Origin of the sequence: Pseudomonas sp. Bout1, assembly GCF_034314165.1 — a bacterium.
Taxonomy (GTDB): Bacteria; Pseudomonadota; Gammaproteobacteria; order Pseudomonadales; family Pseudomonadaceae; genus Aquipseudomonas.
Genome location: NZ_JAVIWK010000001.1, coordinates 3,534,413 through 3,551,978, shown reverse-complemented (window position 1 = coordinate 3,551,978; position 17,566 = coordinate 3,534,413). Strand labels below are relative to the sequence as shown.

General features: G+C 54.5%; 15 protein-coding genes and 3 pseudogenes. 11 read left to right on the top strand and 7 right to left on the bottom strand.

Features of this window, described 5'->3' with window-relative positions; genetic code table 11:
* Positions 1–643: 643 nt before the first annotated feature.
* From dnaK to RGV33_RS16480, 11 genes and pseudogenes are all read left to right on the top strand, one after another.
* Positions 644–2,542 (top strand): molecular chaperone DnaK, encoded by a 1,899-nt coding sequence (dnaK, locus tag RGV33_RS16530; protein WP_322145202.1) that lies wholly within the window; start codon positions 644–646, stop codon positions 2,540–2,542.
* A gap of 192 nt (positions 2,543–2,734) precedes the next feature.
* Positions 2,735–3,637, top strand: coding sequence for a J domain-containing protein (locus RGV33_RS16525; protein WP_322145201.1), 903 nt, complete (start codon positions 2,735–2,737; stop codon positions 3,635–3,637).
* Positions 3,634–3,915: a MerR family transcriptional regulator gene (locus RGV33_RS16520; protein WP_322145200.1), complete on the top strand. Its 282-nt coding sequence runs from the start codon at positions 3,634–3,636 to the stop codon at positions 3,913–3,915. Before RGV33_RS16525 ends, RGV33_RS16520 begins: the two co-directional genes overlap by 4 nt.
* 100 nt (positions 3,916–4,015) lie before the next feature.
* Entirely contained in the window at positions 4,016–5,407 is a 1,392-nt protein-coding gene (locus RGV33_RS16515) for a sigma-54 dependent transcriptional regulator (RefSeq protein ID WP_322145199.1), read from the top strand.
* The gene (locus RGV33_RS16510; RefSeq protein ID WP_322145198.1) at positions 5,400–7,424 is read left to right on the top strand and encodes a cache domain-containing protein; all 2,025 of its coding nucleotides are present in this window, start codon (positions 5,400–5,402) and stop codon (positions 7,422–7,424) included. Before RGV33_RS16515 ends, RGV33_RS16510 begins: the two co-directional genes overlap by 8 nt.
* Positions 7,425–7,715: 291 nt before the next feature.
* Positions 7,716–8,282 carry an HdeD family acid-resistance protein gene (locus tag RGV33_RS16505; RefSeq protein ID WP_322145197.1) on the top strand — a complete coding sequence of 189 codons (567 nt, stop codon included), beginning with the start codon at positions 7,716–7,718 and terminating at the stop codon, positions 8,280–8,282.
* A gap of 68 nt (positions 8,283–8,350) precedes the next feature.
* Positions 8,351–8,974: a nucleotide exchange factor GrpE gene (gene grpE / locus RGV33_RS16500; protein WP_322145196.1), complete on the top strand. Its 624-nt coding sequence runs from the start codon at positions 8,351–8,353 to the stop codon at positions 8,972–8,974.
* Between the two features lie 330 nt (positions 8,975–9,304).
* Positions 9,305–9,718 carry a DoxX family protein gene (locus tag RGV33_RS16495; protein ID WP_322145195.1) on the top strand — a complete coding sequence of 138 codons (414 nt, stop codon included), beginning with the start codon at positions 9,305–9,307 and terminating at the stop codon, positions 9,716–9,718.
* An 845-nt stretch (positions 9,719–10,563) separates the two neighbouring features.
* Positions 10,564–10,701: pseudogene (locus tag RGV33_RS16490) on the top strand (transposase); the annotation flags it as partial.
* Between the two features lie 6 nt (positions 10,702–10,707).
* Positions 10,708–10,857 (top strand): annotated as a pseudogene (locus RGV33_RS16485) (transposase domain-containing protein); the annotation flags it as partial.
* A 261-nt stretch (positions 10,858–11,118) separates the two neighbouring features.
* Complete coding sequence (locus RGV33_RS16480; protein ID WP_322145194.1) at positions 11,119–11,358, top strand: hypothetical protein; 240 nt, start codon at positions 11,119–11,121, stop codon at positions 11,356–11,358.
* Between the two features lie 326 nt (positions 11,359–11,684).
* On the opposite strand, the pseudogene RGV33_RS16475 reads toward RGV33_RS16480, so the two are convergent.
* The 7 genes and pseudogenes from RGV33_RS16475 to RGV33_RS16445 all read right to left on the bottom strand — a co-directional run.
* Positions 11,685–12,007, bottom strand: a pseudogene (locus RGV33_RS16475) (IS66 family transposase); the annotation flags it as partial.
* A 17-nt stretch (positions 12,008–12,024) separates the two neighbouring features.
* Positions 12,025–12,264, bottom strand: coding sequence for a hypothetical protein (locus RGV33_RS16470; protein WP_322145193.1), 240 nt, complete (start codon positions 12,262–12,264; stop codon positions 12,025–12,027).
* A 61-nt stretch (positions 12,265–12,325) separates the two neighbouring features.
* Complete coding sequence (locus RGV33_RS16465; protein WP_248750260.1) at positions 12,326–12,487, bottom strand: DUF2474 domain-containing protein; 162 nt, start codon at positions 12,485–12,487, stop codon at positions 12,326–12,328.
* On the bottom strand, positions 12,474–12,611 hold the full coding sequence (locus RGV33_RS16460) for a hypothetical protein (protein WP_200625427.1): 138 nt from the start codon (positions 12,609–12,611) through the stop codon (positions 12,474–12,476). Before RGV33_RS16460 ends, RGV33_RS16465 begins: the two co-directional genes overlap by 14 nt.
* Complete coding sequence (cydB, locus tag RGV33_RS16455; protein ID WP_248750258.1) at positions 12,598–13,614, bottom strand: cytochrome d ubiquinol oxidase subunit II; 1,017 nt, start codon at positions 13,612–13,614, stop codon at positions 12,598–12,600. Before cydB ends, RGV33_RS16460 begins: the two co-directional genes overlap by 14 nt.
* A 15-nt stretch (positions 13,615–13,629) precedes the next feature.
* Positions 13,630–15,051: a cytochrome ubiquinol oxidase subunit I gene (locus RGV33_RS16450; protein ID WP_248750257.1), complete on the bottom strand. Its 1,422-nt coding sequence runs from the start codon at positions 15,049–15,051 to the stop codon at positions 13,630–13,632.
* Between the two features lie 114 nt (positions 15,052–15,165).
* Complete coding sequence (locus RGV33_RS16445; RefSeq protein WP_322145192.1) at positions 15,166–17,490, bottom strand: FdhF/YdeP family oxidoreductase; 2,325 nt, start codon at positions 17,488–17,490, stop codon at positions 15,166–15,168.
* Positions 17,491–17,566 lie beyond the last annotated feature (76 nt).

The following is a 17,566-nucleotide window of genomic DNA, read 5'->3' as shown; positions in this document are numbered from 1 at the left end:
ACTAGATAGTCCCTTCTCAGATACTTGCCACAACAAAGCACGCACCGCAAAAAATCGTGCAAATATTCAAAAATATAAAACAATCAACTAGATAGGACTGTGATTCTATTTAATCAGCGACCATAGATAGCCCGAATTTAGGCAATTTATTTGTTTGGGGTGAGATCTAGGTTGATTTTTTCCTGACATCTAATTCACGTAAATTCAGGTTGTTATAAACAAAAGTTGATGTAAGTTCACCACGATAAAGGGCGCGCGGAACAATCTTGGTACTGCTTTCCGGGCTTCATGCAGTTTCAACCTCGACTCGGACATTTTGTCCTGTTTTTTTGGACATCATGTCTGAAGAGTACGAAGGATCTATGTAAGTGGTTGAAATACGGAGCTACATTTGCTGGCACGACCGTTGCAAAACAAACTCGACAAACTGCTTCTCAACTAGTTGCTACACTATTTTGGCAGATCCGGTTCAACGGGCAGACCACCGCAGAACATGTAATGGCCGGGAAGCTTGGGAGTACAAAAACACCTGAAAAGCGGCAGTGCCTCCGTCGGATGAGCGAGCAATGGAGTGGTGTCCCCAGACGGATGGCTGTGTGGGGCAGATACATCAAATCTGAGAACCAAACAGAGGAACAATACGATGAGTAAAATTATCGGAATCGATCTGGGTACGACCAACTCCTGCGTTGCCGTCATGGACGGCAAGAACACCCGTATTATTGAGAATTCGGAAGGCGCACGCACGACGCCCTCCATCGTCGCGTTCACAAGCGACGGTGAGCGACTGGTAGGGCAGCCTGCGCGACGCCAAGCCGTGACGAACCCGACTAATACGATCTTTGCCGTGAAGCGCCTCATCGGTCGTCGTTATGAGGATCCGACCGTCGCGAAGGACAAGGGGCTCGTTCCTTACAATATCGTCAAGGCAGGAAACGGCGACGCCTGGGTGGAGGCAGAAGGCAAAACTTATTCGCCCTCCCAGATTTCAGCCTTCATCCTTCAAAAAATGAAGGAAACCGCCGAAGCGAATCTGGGGGAAAAGATCACGCAAGCGGTCATCACAGTTCCAGCCTATTTCAATGACGCTCAACGTCAGGCAACCAAGGACGCCGGCAAGATCGCGGGGCTTGAAGTTCTGCGCATTATCAACGAACCGACGGCCGCAGCGCTGGCTTATGGCCTTGACGTAAAAAAACAATCGAAAATCGCGGTCTATGACCTTGGTGGCGGCACCTTCGATATTTCCATCCTCGACATCGGTGACGGTGTATTTGAGGTGAAATCGACGAATGGTGACACCTTCCTCGGCGGCGAGGACTTCGATATGCGTTTGGTAGAATACATCTCATCGGAGTTCAAGAAGGAACAAGGCATCGATCTCAAAACGGACAAGCTCGCTCTGCAGCGTCTCAAGGAAGCCGCGGAGAAGGCGAAGATTGAGCTCTCTACGACAACCCAGACGGAAGTCAATCTACCCTTTATCACGGCGGACGCAACAGGGCCAAAGCATCTACAAATCAAAGTCACGAGATCGAAATTCGAATCTCTGGTCGAGGACCTCATTCAGCGAACCATTGAGCCTTGCCAGAATGCTCTGAAGGACGCGGGCCTGACTGCAAAAGAAGTAAGTGAGGTCGTGCTCGTCGGTGGCATGACTAGGATGCCGAAAATCCAAGAAGTCGTCGAAAAGATTTTCGGCAAGGAACCCCATAAGGGCGTAAACCCGGATGAGGTCGTTGCCATAGGCGCCGCGATCCAGGCCGGTGTCCTCCAGGGTGACGTGAAGGATGTGGTACTTCTCGATGTGACACCGCTGTCGCTCGGGCTTGAAACGTTGGGTGGCGTGTTCACCCGACTAATCGAACGCAATACCACCGTTCCGGCCAAAAAGAGCCAGATATTCTCGACCGCTGACGATAACCAGGGCGCAGTGACGATCCGGGTATTCCAGGGTGAGCGGGAGCTAGCTGCCGACAATAAGATGCTTGCTCAATTCGACCTGACGGGTATTCCGCCGGCACCGCGTGGTATGCCTCAGATCGAGGTAACTTTCGACATAGATGCAAACGGTATCGTCAACGTATCTGCCAAAGACAAGGGAACGGGCAAAGAGCAGAACATTCAGATCCAGGCGTCAGGAGGCCTCTCCGAAGCCGATATCGAGCGAATGGTCAAGGACGCGGAAACTCATGCAACCGAGGACAAGAAACGCCGGGAGACTATCGAAGCAAGAAACGCGGGTGACGCTCTCGTCCACGAAACGGAAAAGACACTGGCCGAGCACGGTTCCAAACTAGCCGAAGCCGACCACCGTACGGTGGAAAATGCCCTGTCAGACCTCCGCGAAGCGCTCAAAGGTAATGATGGTGATGCGATCAGCACCAAGATCAATGCCTTGCAACAGGCCGGCATGAAGTTAGCTGAGGCGATCCATTCACAGTCTCAACAATCGGAGACAGCTCCACAGCCGTCACATAATGACGACGTTGTGGATGCCGACTTTACCGAAATCGACGACGATCAAAAGAAGGAGAAATGACGGCGATGGCCTAGTGCAAACGCCTTCTAACTCATTTCTGTATGAAACGCAGCAAGGTCCATCCTGCGTGATGCTACGGTTGGATGGATTTGCGGCGAAACGTTGCGAAATCGCCAGGTGAGGTCTTCCCTTGCCTTTTCGCGGCCGTGAACAGGAGTTTGAATTGGGAAACTCAACAAGCCGGAGTAAGACGTGAACAATCCGTATGAGACCCTTGGTGTCAGCCCGACCGCGTCATCCGCAGAAATCCAGTCTGCCTATCGCAAGCTGGCAAAGAAGCTACATCCCGACTTGAATCCAGGTGATAAGGCCGCCGAAGAAAAGTTCAAGGTGGTCGCGGGAGCCTATGACTTACTGGGCGACGCAGAAAAGCGGAAGCGCTTCGACAGCGGTGAAATCGACGAAACTGGGACCGAGCGACCACAACATCATTACTATCGGGATTTCGCGCACTCGGATGGCGGGCACCCTTACATGGACACTTCGGGATTCGCTGATTTCATGGATTCTGACGATGTCTTCGCGGAAATTTTACGAGGCAGCCAGCGACATCGCGCAAATCGGCGTGGCGAGGACCTGCATTACACATTACCCATATCCTTCGTCGAATCGATCGCCGGTGCAAACAAACGTCTGACGCTTCCAGGCGGCGGAACCCTGGATGTCAGCATTCCCGCGGGGCTTATCGATGGCAAAATCCTTCGACTTAAGGGCAAGGGGGCGCCAGGTGCCGGTAAAGGCATCAGCGGGGATGCGCTGATTCAAATCGAGGTACTCCCTGACTCCCGATTCAGTCGCAACGGAGACGATATCTCATTGGAACTACCGATTTCACTGTCAGAGGCAGTGCTTGGCGGGAAGATACGTGTCCCGACGCCCACAGGCGATGTTTCGATGGCCATACCGAAGGGATCTAATACAGGCACGAAGCTGAGACTTCGTGGGAAGGGAGCTCCCCGCCATGGTGGTGGATTCGGTGACGAGTTTGTCAAACTCAGCATTGTCTTACCAAAGCAACCGGATTCCGATCTTGAAGCTTTCATTTCAAATTGGGATACCGGCAAAGACTTTAATCCGCGCGAGGACAAATCATGATCATAACGAAGAAGGAGTTTCTCATTCGTTCCGGTCTGCAGGTCCAAACGCTTGAATTCTGGATCGAACAAGAATGGTTTTTCCCTGAGCAAACATCGTTGGGGCTGAGCTTTTCGGATGCTGATGTTGCGAGGGCATATCTGATCCGGGAGCTGGCAGAGAAAATAGGGGCGAACGATGCCGGCATAGATGTCATTCTTCATCTGCTCGACCAATTGCACGGTTTGCGATACGCATTCGAACAGTTGCAGGTGGATATGAAGGGAAAAACGAACTGAAGTGTCCATTAGCGGCACTCCCAGACGGTAATGCAACCCGCCCTCTCCTGCAGAGGAGCCAGACTGAAGTTGTCGCAAAAATGCGTTCCAGGGAGTCGAAATGGAAGAGGATCCGATCAATGAAACGTTAGAGCGCGTCAAGGATCGTGAGTTCGGCCCTTGGCTTGCGCAGGCTTGCATTCTAGTCGTCGATGACGAGCCGGGCATGCGAAACTTTCTGGTAAAGACGCTTGGGCCACGCTGCAAACTCATTGAAGAGGCAGGGAGTACAGCTGAAGCGTCCTACAAGCTTGTTGATCAGCATTTCGATGTCGTCATCCTCGACAACATCATGCCGGATCAGCATGGACTTGACTGGCTGGCCGATCAGCGCGCCACCGGCTTTTTTGCAGACGTCATTCTGATGACGGCCTACGCGGATCTCGACACAGCTATAAACGCAGTGCGCGTGGGCGTGGTCGATTTTCTTCTGAAGCCCTTCAGATCGAATCAATTGCTGAATTCGATCGCGCGCTGTATCGATAGGATACGACTCCAGCGCGAAATTGATGTTTTGCAGCATCAGCTCAACTTTCCAGCCTACCAGGGCTTTCTTCGCAATAATTTCATCGGTAACTCCCCAGCAACGGAGAAGGTTCGTGAAATGATTGCCCGTGTGGCCCCAATACCTACTTCGGTGCTGCTGACAGGTCCTTCAGGAACCGGAAAAGAGGTTGCAGCACGTTCGCTGCATTCACTTTCGAACAGGGCGGACAAGCTATTCGTACCGATCAATTGCGGAGCGATCCCTGCCGACATAATCGAAAGCGAACTGTTTGGCCATTTAAAAGGTGCGTTCTCTGGGGCAAATCGAACCCGTGAAGGTCTATTCATGCACGCTCAAGGGGGAACGATTTTTCTAGATGAGATTGCTGACATGCCCTTCCAGTTGCAGAGCAAGCTTTTACGCGTGCTTGAAGATCGCCGTGTGAGACCAGTCGGTGCCGAACGTGAAATTCCATTCGACGCCAGATTTATTTTTGCGACCAATGCAAATCTGGAAAGGCGCGTAGAGGAAGGCCAGTTCCGTGCCGATCTCTTTTTCCGAATCAATGTCGTGCACATCCAACTGCCAGCACTGAAGGACCGCGGCAATGATGTACTCCAACTGGCGTCATTGTTCATGAGCGAAGTAGCCCAACAGGTGGGTATGCCCGCTATTGAAATCGATGAGCATGTCCGTTCGTATCTTCTTCGCTACGATTGGCCGGGCAACATCAGGGAGTTACGCAATTTTATCGAACGGGCCGTGATCCTTGGATGTTTTCCGGAAGAGGCTGAACGGGCCGTTGCGCCAGTCGTTGAAAACGGAGGGCAGAGCCTAGCCGAGATCGAGAAACGGCATATTTTAACCATCCTGCGTGAAGTTGGTGGCGATCGCGAGGAGGCTGCGCGGCGCCTTAGAGTTTCGCGCAAGACGATCGACCGCAAATGCGCAAGCTGGAATGTCTAAAGTCTTGAACAATAACCCGCCCCCTAAAGGCTGGATTCGTTACCGGTTACTAGCGATTGCGCTTGTGCCGATGCTGGTCATTCTCCCAATTTTGTTGGCAATCAACATCTATCGCTGGAACTCCCGTTTCGATGGTCTAGCTATATCTAAAGTCAACGACGACCTCACGATTGCCCATCTGTACGTTGACAAGATGCTTAATGGCACCGAAGAGCGCATTTCGGCTGTGAGCAAGTCTGCACGTTTCCGCGATCTCACCTCGGGCAGAAATGTTCCGGCCACCAAAATCGATGAATTTCTTGATGAAACCGCTAGAGTGCGGGGGCTGGATTTTCTGTATCTCATCGACGATGTAGGTCGGATAATAGCGAGCAGCCGTGTTCTTGCGACGGAGTCACCACGCTGGGACTGGCCAATTGTCAAGGCTGCCCTTAATGGCCATCCAGCGGCGCGGTTCGACGTTTTCAATCAGCAGGAACTCTCATCGTTGTCGCCGCAATTGGCGGATCAGGCCAAGATTGACTTGATAGCATTACAAGAGGATGAGAATACGCCAGCGCGTCTGGAAACACGTGGCCTCATCCTGCATTCGGCGAGCACCGCTACACTCGGCGATGGTCGTCGGGGAGCGTTGATTGCCGGGGTGTTGTTGAACAATAACAGCTCGTTTGTCGATGCTATCAACCAGTTGATTTACAACGAAGGCAGCCTCCCTTCCGATAGTAATGGAACCGCTACGGTATTTCTTTCAGACATACGCATCAGCACCAATGTCAGCCTCTACGAAGGGAAACGCGCGATCGGAACGCGTGTATCTAAAGAAGTGGGCGAAGCAGTACTGAAGTACGGAAAAACCTGGCGGGAACAGGCCTTTGTTGTCAATGACTGGTACATTTCTGCTTATGAACCGCTTCTCGACAGCTATGACCGGCGAGTGGGAATGCTGTATGTAGGTTTCCTGCAAAAACCCTTCACCAATGCGAAACGTGAAACACTGATCGCAATCGTCATTGCGTTTGGCGTAGCCGTCGCAGCCACAGTTCCGTTGTTTCTAGTGTGGACAGGAAATATCTTCCGCCCGCTGGAGCGAATGACCCGCACGATCTGTGAGGTGGAAAGTGGCGACTTATCAGCCAGGACTGGCCTTCCGCACATGACCGACGAAATCGGTCAGGTGGCATCCGAACTGGATCATCTACTCAATCAGGTTCAAGAACGTGACGTTGAACTGCGCCTCTGGAACACCGAGCTCAATCAGCGTGTAGAAGAGCGAGCACGTGAGCTTCAGCAAGCAAACGAGCAGCTGGAGACCACGTCGAAGAAACTGATCATGTCAGAGAAGCTTGCGGCCATCGGAGAGATCACCGCAGGCATTGCTCATGAGATTAACAATCCGATCGCGGTAATACAGGGCAATATCGAGGTGATTCAAAGTATCATCGGATCTGATGCCGATAATGCGAAGAACGAGTTCCGCCTCATCGATCAGCAATTGATGCGCATCAGTGAGATGGTCACCAAACTCCTGAGGTTTTCGAAACCGCAGGAATATGCTGGAGTTTTTGAGCGTTATATCGTCGCCGACGTTATCGACGATACGCTACCGCTTGTGCACCATCTCCTGAAGAACACGATGATCTCAATCGAACGGGATGACCGGGCAACCCGATTAATAGTTATGAGTCGAACTGAACTTCAGCAGGTTCTTGTCAATTTGATCGTCAACGCATGTCATGCCTTACCGCAAGGGGGGAAGCTTGTTCTACGAAGCTTCGATTCCGATATGGATCAGACACCGGGCGTGTTGGTTGAGGTTTCCGATAACGGGGACGGTATGGCGCCAGAAGTGGCAATTAGAATTTTCGATCCCTTTTTTACGACCAAACGCCGCGAGGGAACCGGTCTTGGTCTCTCCATCAGTCAGATGCTGGTAACGCGGAATGGGGGCACAATTTCCGTGACCAGCAAACCGGGAGAAGGCACGACGTTTACTGTTTGGCTGCCGGAAGCGATTTGATGTTTCCGGTCACAAAAAATGGAACAAGTTAGTCTGGGTTAAAGCAGACCCATTTGGCGTTCTCTTGGACATATTGTCCGCTCGATGCCAGACAATATGTCTGCTTCAATTTATACACCATTCGATAAAACATTGTTTTAGTGAGGTTTTTTTTGCTGGCACAGTCTTTGCGTCCTAAATTACCAATAGACGTGAGGTGTATTTCCATCAATCACAACAGGCATACCAGTTCGCCGCCCCAAAACCAGAGTCCCGGCTCCTGGAGGGTCGAGTAAACGACGGAGACTGCAGATGGCATCGACTACCGATATTTCCGCTCGGACGGGAACATTTGCTAATGCAGGCACGAAATGGGGCTGGTTTCTTTTCCTTGGTGTTGTCTTCATCGCCCTTGGCGGTATCGCGGCCGGCAATCTCTTTTATTCCAGGATGGTTGCCAACTTCCACGTCGGTACTTTGATCACATTGGCGGGAGCTGCACAACTCTTTCACGCGCTTCGCTTACGCACCTGGGGTGGCTTTTTTCTTTGGCTCATTAGCGGTCTGTCGTATGCCGCCGCCGGAACCACAGCCATTTTAAATCCTAGTGTTGTATCGATTTTCCTTACCTTCTTGATTGCTGCGCTGATCTTGTTGTCCGGTCTAGCCCGAGTGCTCCTCGCCACTCGGGCTAGACCGACCAAAGGATGGAAATGGATCTTCACATCCGGCGTGGTAACAACATTGGCAGGATTTGTTTTCCTGATAGGATGGCCTGTCAACAGCGCATCGTCGCTCGACATCCTTCTGGCCGTAGATCTGATGTTTCAGGGCATAACACTGATTGGCTTTGCCTGCCAATTGGGTACCATTCCCTGAGCTCTACCCGCATCCATCAAGGTGGATAGTCTTTCTGGTTTCTTGAAACATTGAGAAGGAACAATCAAATGATCGACGATAAAGACAAAGATCACGAACAGCACAAACCAGCCCCCAGCGATCTGCAATCAACGACTGAGCATGCTGATACCAGTAACGGCAAGCAAGAACAGATAACGGGTGACACTGATACTGCGACGGCTGACAAGATCACGAGCCTGGAAGCTGAAAATAAAGAGCTTCAAGACCGGCTGCTACGCGCTCTGGCGGAGACCGAAAATATACGCAAACGCTCGGAACGGGACGTCAGCAACGCACGACAATACGCTGTCACCGAGTTTGCGCGTGACATGGCAAGGGTGGCAGACAACCTTGATCGTGCGGTCAGTAGCATACCTGACGATGTTCGTCGAGACGAAGGGCCGATCAAGACGGTGGTCGAGGGAGTCGAGCTCACAGAGAAAGAATTGCTGCGCTCGTTGGAAAAGCATGGCGTTAGGAAGCTCAATCCAGTAGGGGAGGCATTCGATCCAAATTTTCACGAAGCAATATTTGAGACCGAAGACCCTAGTGTGCCGCATGGCACAGTTACGTTGGTGGCTGAGCCTGGCTATTCCATCGGAGCGCGCCCCTTACGCCCTGCTAAGGTTGGAGTTTCTCGTGGTGGCCCTGCCCGCGGGCCGCAAAGTTGATGAAAGCGGAGGTTATTATCTGTGAAGCAAAGATCATTACCTGCTTGGTGTTGCTCCACGAATCTGCATTTGGAGGTTCTATGCCATGGCAATCGAAGCCTTCAAACCGTATGCCGAGACGTTCTGCTTCCATAGAAGCGATCTCAACGTCGGAGTTTCGTTGATCTGATGCTGCAAGCTAGCGACCCGTTTGAGCCACGACGTGAAGGTCGATACCGACGACTCGACGTCGCGAAATAGCCACTCGTAAAGGTCATGGACATGAAAAATACGGTCCAAACTTATGGGTGGGTGTTAATATTAAAACTACATCACCTGAGGAAAGTACTCATGAGATACAACCTGTTCCAGAATCAAAGAAACGAACTCATCCTGCTCGCTCGCATCCTGCTAATGATCCTTTTCATAATTACCGGCTGGGGTAAATTGACCAACTTTGACGGTACCGTTACCTACATGAGTTCACTCGGAGCGCCCATGCCCATGGTCGCTGCGGGAATTGCCGTCGTCATGGAGTTCTTTGTCGCTATCGTGATTATCCTGGGTTTCTACACTCGCCCACTCGCATTTCTCTATATCTTGTTCGTACTCGGCACGTCTCTGATCGGGCATCACTTTTGGACTATGGTTGACCCAGAGCGCTCAGCCAACATGATCCACTTTTTCAAGAACATCAGCATCATGGGCGGCTTCCTGCTGCTAGGCATTACAGGCCCTGGAAAGTATTCGATCGATGGCAAATAACTTCGCGAATATCATCCAAGGTTTCCCACCGTCAGCTCATCATGAGCTTGGTCTGCACCAGGTCATGACCGTGCAAAAGGGATACAAGCCCCTAGGCACTGATCTTCGTGCAGGCAACAAAGGAAACTACTCGTTACCGGATTTTCGACAGAGAAAATCAGAGTTCTGACGCTGACGCCGTTTACCCGAAGCTAATCGCCAAACGTCCAGGGTGACTCATCAGTGCCGCACTTACTTGCGGCACATCTCCCCCTCACAGATATGATCCGTAGACTTATATGAAAGATGCTTTTACTTGCCTGCAGATACAGCGTGCAAGTGAGATTGCAGAGCTATTGCCAAACCGGTGGGCGACCGTTTAATCGCCCAAGGTGTGTTGAGCGGAGGCTTACAAAGTAACCACGACAAATGCCTTTTTATAACACCATCGGTTTCACTACCATCCTGTCCAGGACGGCCAAGTGCGCAGCAACATTTTAGGAAGTTTTAACTCTCTCAGGAGTCGCAGCTACGTTATAAAGCAACTAACTGCCGCCCCTCCCCCAACACCTCTTGCAATGAAGCCGTTCCCTCTAACCGAATCGTCAGTGACGCACGCGCGGCCTCATGGTTGCCCTGCATCCACAGGTCCCAGCGGTTGGCCAATCCTGCATCATGGTTCGCAGCGACTCGACATACCTAGCATGGTTATAGGTCGTACAGACCTGCTCAGCCCCCGCATGTCAACGCTGAGCATCGATGCGCCTTCTGGGGTAGCCGATCTCGTTTAGTGCCATGGAAATAGTCGCACGCATTCCATGACCAGTGGGTTGGGCGGCGTATCCGCGTATTTTTAAGCGGACGCGATGGCCCTTAATGTTAGTATTTCCATGCGCCAACGAAGCTCCTATTCAAAACCTTTCAAGGCCCAGGCTGTTCAGGAGTGCCTGCAACCGGGCGCAACGCTATTCAGCGTCGCTATCAGCCACGGCATCAACGTCAACGTAATCCGCAAGGCGGCGATCATGAGCATGATCCAGTCGGCACGCATGAATGGGCGTGATCCGTATGCCTATCTCAAGGATGTACTGACGCGGCTGCCGACACAGCGGGCCAGTGAGATCGGGCAGTTGCTACCGCATCAGTGGGTGCCGGCCTGATTTACGCAAGGTGAGTTGGGCGGATGCTTACAGCCAGCAGCCCAAACGATGCGTACAGGTCGCGGAAAAACTTCGGTGCTTAACATCGTCGCGAACTCACTAGTTGGAGGAATGTCGTGTCTTGCGCCTGGCACTCGCGCAGAGCGATCAGTCCTTGGTCGGAGGAGTTTTCTGACTCTCCGCAAACTTGAGTTCAACCATTGTTTCTGGCCATACTTCTCAAACGACAGGATCAATTGAAAGAAATCTTTAGGTAACTTTATGCCCCTCACCAAACCCAGCCAAGACCTCAAGCGCGATCTGCAAGGCATCGCCTCCGACCTAAAGTGGTCAGCAGTAGAGCTGATGAGGATTGCAGAGCGACTTAGCCAGGCAGGGAATGACGCAGACGCCCAGGCCGTGCTTAGGATGTGCACCGTGCTTCATGCGGATGAGGATCGGCTGACGGGGTATGCGGACGAAGTGAAAGCAGGGAGGATCGCGCGGGGTCAGGCCGGGTAAGGCTTCTCATGCGGTAACCGTATCGGTTTAGGTCAAGGCGGCTTAACAGGACGCTTACGGTGCAGTGTGCCCGGCTCTACATGCAGAGGCTGGACCACCAAACAGGCTGCGATCATTGCTCAGGCGACGCCACTCTCTGGCGCGTATAGCCTGGACAATAGCGACCCACCATAGCGAATCTGAGGCAGGGTGAAGAGCCCCGAGTACCTAGCCCTGTGGTTGTTGCAGTACCACGATTCACCCTTATGGTTTTGCGATAGCGCAATAACAGATGATGTAAACGGCACATCGACCTGGTGAAGATCCTGACGTAAAAGCCCGCTGTGGCGTAAATCCGATTCAAAGTCGTAGACTTCAAGCTCAATTTCGTACAGCACCTGAATGTAACGCAGGGCATGCTCGGCCAACTGGCTCTTGTTCGTAGCGTGTAGTTCGAAGAACTTTCGCCTCGCGTAGGCCATGCAGCCATCTCGGTCACGCCGAGTTCAAAACTGGCCTTGTAACCACCAAAATCATCACAGACCAGTTTGCCCTTCCAGTCTTACAGAAAGTTGCATGCATGCTATCCGGCGCGGCTGGGGCTGAAGTCATAAACAACTGCCGCTGCTCCACAGTACTGGCTGGTCGCGTAGGCCCAAACAATTGCCTTGGCACCGGTCCCCCCAATTATCGAGGCAGAAAACTCACCCAGCGATCGGCGGCGGCTTGTGACTCTTCAAACGCTTGGCCATAACTGCCCCAGTGATCGCCCTCGACATAGGCCATGAGGGGGGTTGACCCTGCCAGGGTCAGCGTAGCCCCAACCGGCACATCAAGCGGCGGACTCCAACTGAAGCCAATCTGTACCACGACACCTTTTTTTGTCTCGTATTCAACGGGATGCGTTTTATCAATACGTTCCGACATGTTGCTCTCCTAGATCCGGCGCTACCTTGAGCGCCGGACTTTCATGGGGTGAAATGCGCGCTTAATGGCTGGTCATGCCGGCCATGTGCATCATCCAGCGAAAACCACTGGCCACGATGCCGAGTGCGACCACACTGGCGAACCAAATAGCGATCAGCCAAAGCACCCGCTGGTACCAGGGGCCCGGCTTATGTTGGGTTTGCGACACTTCAGAGCGTTCCATGGGTCAACTCCATCGTCAGGGCCGTCGTGGCGGCCAACATGATCAGCCCACCTAAAAACAGCAGGCTCAACTGTGCCACCTGCTTGTAAAAAGGCAGCGGTTTTTCAGCCTTAATGGTAGCCATCGCCAATCCTCACTTTGCCGCGGAACACGTAGTAGCTCCAGCAGGTGTACATCAGGATGATCGGCAGGATGAACAAGGTGCCAATCAGGATGAACAACTGGCTGGACGGTGGTGATGCGGCGTCCCACAGGCTGATGGACGGCGGCACGATATTTGGCCAGATGCTGAAGGCCAGGCCGATATAACCCAGGAATACCAACACCAGCGTGAACACGAACGGCCAGTGGGAGTGATGTTGACGCAAGGTCTTCAACAGCCCGACCAGGGCCAGTACCCCCAGCAGCATCAGTACGCCGAACACCGCGATGTGGGCATGGGCGAACCAGCGCGTGGCAATTTCCGGGTGCAGCCACGGTGTCCATACACACAACACCGCCACCACCGCCATCAGCGCGAACGCCAGGTAGTGACTGAACAGGCGCATCCGCGATTCAAGCATGCCTTCGGTCTTGACCAGCAACCAGGTGCTGCCCAGCAATGCGTAGGCCACCACAAGCCCCACGCCGCAGAACAGCGGGAATGGCGACAACCAATCCAGGGTGCCACCGGCAAACTGGCGATTCACCACGGGGATGCCGGCAATGTAGGTACCAATCACCACGCCCTGGCAAAAGGTCGCCAGGAACGAACCGCCTATAAAGGCCATGTCCCAGATATGCCGCTTTTGCGGGCTGGCCTTGAAGCGGAATTCAAACGCCACACCGCGAAAGATCAGCCCAGCCAGCATGAAGATCAGCGGCAGGTACAACGCCTCCAGAATCACCGAATAGGCCAGCGGAAACGCACCGTACAACGCCGCCCCGCCGAGGATCAGCCAGGTCTCGTTGCCGTCCCACACCGGCGCCACGGTGTTCATCATCACGTCGCGCTCCTGCTCGTCCGGGATCAACGGAAACAGGATGCCCAACCCCAGGTCGAAGCCATCCATGATCACGTACATCATCACCCCGAAGGCAATGATCACGCCCCAGATCAACGACAGGTCTATACCTTGAATGCCCATGTGTAATCCCCTTGATCAGTTGGTGTGGTCGCCGGACGCCAGCGTCTCGGTGACAGCGGACAGGGGACGGCGTGGCGTGCGTTCCTGGCCGGGGCCACCCTGAGGCGGATGGTCGTGATGGGGCTGCGGGCCCTTGCGTACCAGCTTCATCATGTAGCCGATGCCCACGGCAAATACCGAGAAGTAGATCACCACAAACAACGCCAGGGAGATGCTCAACTGCGTGACGGTGTGATTGGACGCCGCATCGGCAGTGCGCAGCAGCCCGTAGACCACCCACGGCTGGCGACCGACCTCGGTGGTGATCCACCCGGCCAGCATCGCGATAAGACCGGTTGGCCCCATGAACAACACCAGGCGCAGGAACAGGCGGTTGCGATACAGCGCGCCATTTCGACGCAAGGCAAGCCCCAGCAACCCGGTGAAGATCATCAACATCCCGAGCCCGGCCATGATCCGGAAGCTAAAGAAAATGATCGTGGAGTTCGGCCGGTCCTCTTTAGGGAAGCTCTTGAGCGCCGGGATCTGTTTATCCAGGCTGTGGGTCAGGATGAGGCTGCCCAGATAAGGGACTTCGATTGCATAACGGGTCTTTTCGGCGTCCATGTCGGGAATGCCGAACAGCACCAGCGGCGTTGCCTCGTTACCGACGTTCTCCCAGTGCCCTTCGATAGCGGCAATTTTCGCCGGTTGGTGCTCCAGGGTGTTCAGGCCATGGGCGTCACCGACGACCGCCTGGATCGGCGCCACGATCAACGCCATCCACATCGCCATCGAAAGCATCTTGCGCACCGGTGGCGTGTCGTTCTTGCGCAGCAGATGCCAGGCGGCCGACGAACCGACAAAAAATGCGGTGGCGACGAACGCCGCAATGGCCATGTGCGCCAGGCGGAACGGGAACGACGGGTTGAAGACGATGGCGAACCAGTCCAGCGGCATGACCCGGCCGTCTACGATGGAAAACCCCTGCGGTGTCTGCATCCAGCTATTGGAGGCCAGAATCCAGAACGTGGAGATCAACGTACCGATGGCAACCATGACCGTGGAAAAGAAGTGCAACCCACGCCCTACCCGGTTCCAGCCAAACAGCATCACTCCCAGGAAGCCTGCCTCCAGGAAGAATGCAGTCAACACTTCATAGGTGAGCAACGGCCCGGTGATGCTCCCGGCAAAGTCAGAAAACCGACTCCAGTTGGTACCGAACTCGTAAGCCATGACCAGGCCCGATACCACTCCCATGCCGAAGTTGACGGCGAAGATTTTCGACCAGAAGTGATACAGGTCCTTGTAGACCGAGTTGTTGGTTTTCAGCCACAGCCCTTCAAGCACGGCCAGGAAACTGGCCAGGCCTATGGTGATGGCGGGGAAGATAATGTGAAACGAGACCGTGAACGCGAATTGAATTCGCGCCAGGTCCAGCGCCTCAAGATTGAACATGACGATACCCTCATAGTGGTCAAGCCCGGCTTGCCTTGGGCCTCGTGGCCCGTGACGCACGGTGTCCAGTGATCAGCAAAACCCGGGGCGACGCTCAGACCGCCCCGGTCCGGCTCAAGCGCCGAGGGACTGAATCAGGTTGCTGGCCGGCGCCGGTTCAAGCCGAATGGCGATGAACTTCGACGTCGGGGTATAGGTACGGTCGCCGTAGCTTTCCAACGGCACCAACGGGTTGGTTTCCGGGTAATAGGCAGCGGCCTGACCGGCTGGAATATCGTAGGCAATCAACGTGAAGCCGCTAACCCGACGCTCCCGTCCATCGCCCCACAGCGACACCATGTCGACCTTTTGCCCTGGCTCGTAGCCCAGCTTGCGAATGTCCTGCTCATTGACGAACACCACATCGCGCATGCCATAAACCCCGCGATAGCGGTCATCGAGCCCGTACAACGTGGTGTTGTACTGGTCGTGGGAACGCATGGTCTGCAGGATCAGATCCGGCTTGACGTCGAGGTTGCGCACGCCTTCGCTGACCAAGTGAGCAGGCAGCACGCTAGAGGTGAACTGGGCTTTACCGCTGGAAGTTTTCCAGATGCGTTGCGCTGCGTTGTTGCCCAGGTGGAAGCCGCCAGGGTGCAGCAGTTTTTTGTTGAAGTCCTTGAAGCCGGGAATGGTGTCGGCGATCAAGTCGCGGATACGGCTGTAGTCAGCCACCACCCACAGCCAGTCGATCGGGTGTTTACCCAGGGTCGCATTGGCGATCCCGGCGATAATGGCCGGCTCCGAGCGCATCAATGACGACTTGGGTTTCAGCTGGCCATGGGAAATGTGCACCATGCTGAAGGTGTCCTCCACCGTCACGCCTTGCGGACCTTCTTCCTGCATGTCGATATCGGTACGGCCCAGGCACGGCAGGATCAGGGCTTCGCGGCCGGTCACCAGATGGCTGCGGTTGAGCTTGGTGGCGATATGCACGGTCAGGTCGCATTTGCGCAACGCGGCGTGGGTGCGTGGGGTGTCCGGCGTCGCCTGCGCGAAGTTGCCGCCCAGGCCAATGAAGACTTTGGAGCGCCCCTCTTCCATGGCTGCAATCGCCATTACCGTGTTGTGGCCATGGCGGCGCGGCACCTTGAAATCAAAGCGTGCTTCCAGCGCATTGATCAACTCCGGCGGCGCCAGCTCGTTGATTCCCATGGTGCGGTCGCCCTGCACATTACTGTGCCCACGCACTGGCGACAGCCCTGCCCCCGGCCGGCCGATATTGCCGCGCAACAGCTGCACGTTGATGATTTCCTGCACGGTCAACACCGAGTGCGTGTGCTGGGTCACGCCCATCGCCCAGCACATGATGACGCGTTTGGCGCGGCGGTACATGCGCGCAGCGAGCTCGATGTCGGCGAGGCTCAGGCCGGACTGCTCGACAATGTGTTCCCACGAAGTGGCGTCCACTTCCGCCAGGTAGCTCTCGAGGCCCGAGGTGTGTTCGGCAATGAATGCACGGTCGAATACGGCCTCGCCATTGTTCTCCAGCGCATCACGCTCCCATTCCAGCAGGAACTTGGCGATGCCACGAAACGCCGCCATGTCGCCCCCCAGGGCCGGACGGAAGTACGCCGACGAGGTGGGTTCGGAGCCGTTGGTGAGCATCTCCAGCGGATGCTGCGGGTGCTGGAAACGTTCCAGGCCGCGCTCTTTGAGCGGGTTGAAACAAATCACCTGGGCACCGCGCTTCACTGCCTCGCGCAGCGGCTCGAGCATGCGTGGGTGGTTGGTGCCCGGGTTCTGCCCGATGACGAAAATCGCATCGGCCTCCTCCAGGTCATCAAACGTCACCGTGCCTTTGCCCACGCCGACGCTGTCGTCCATGCCCAGGCCGCTGGCCTCGTGGCACATGTTCGAGCAATCGGGGAAGTTGTTGGTACCGTAGGCGCGAACGAACAGCTGATACAGGTAAGCGGCTTCGTTACTGGCGCGGCCCGAGGTATAGAACTCTGCCTCATCCGGCGACGTCAGCTCCTTGAGGTGCTTGGCGATCAAGGCAAAGGCGTCGTCCCAACTGGTTTCGACATAACGGTCCAGCGAGGCGTCATAACGCATCGGGTGCGTCAGGCGCCCCTGATACTCAAGCCAATAGTCACTTTGCGCCGCCAACTGCGACACCGTGTATTTATTGAAGAATGCCGGGTTGACCAGGCGCCCGGTGGCTTCCCAGTTAACCGCCTTGGCGCCGTTCTCGCAGAACTTGACCATGCCGCTTTCCGGCGACTCGCCCCATGCACAACCCGGGCAGTCAAAGCCGCCATTCTGGTTGGTCTTGAGCATCGCGCGGATGTTCTTGAATGCGTTTTCACTGCCCAGCCAGTTTTTCGTCACCGCAATCAGTGCGCCCCAACCTGCGGCCGCCCCCTTGTACGGTTTATAACGCTCAACTTCGCTCATGGTATTTCTCCAAGACTTCACACGTAGGCGGCGGCCTAACTTAAAGCCTTTATTAATGGTTGTTCTTCAGGCATCG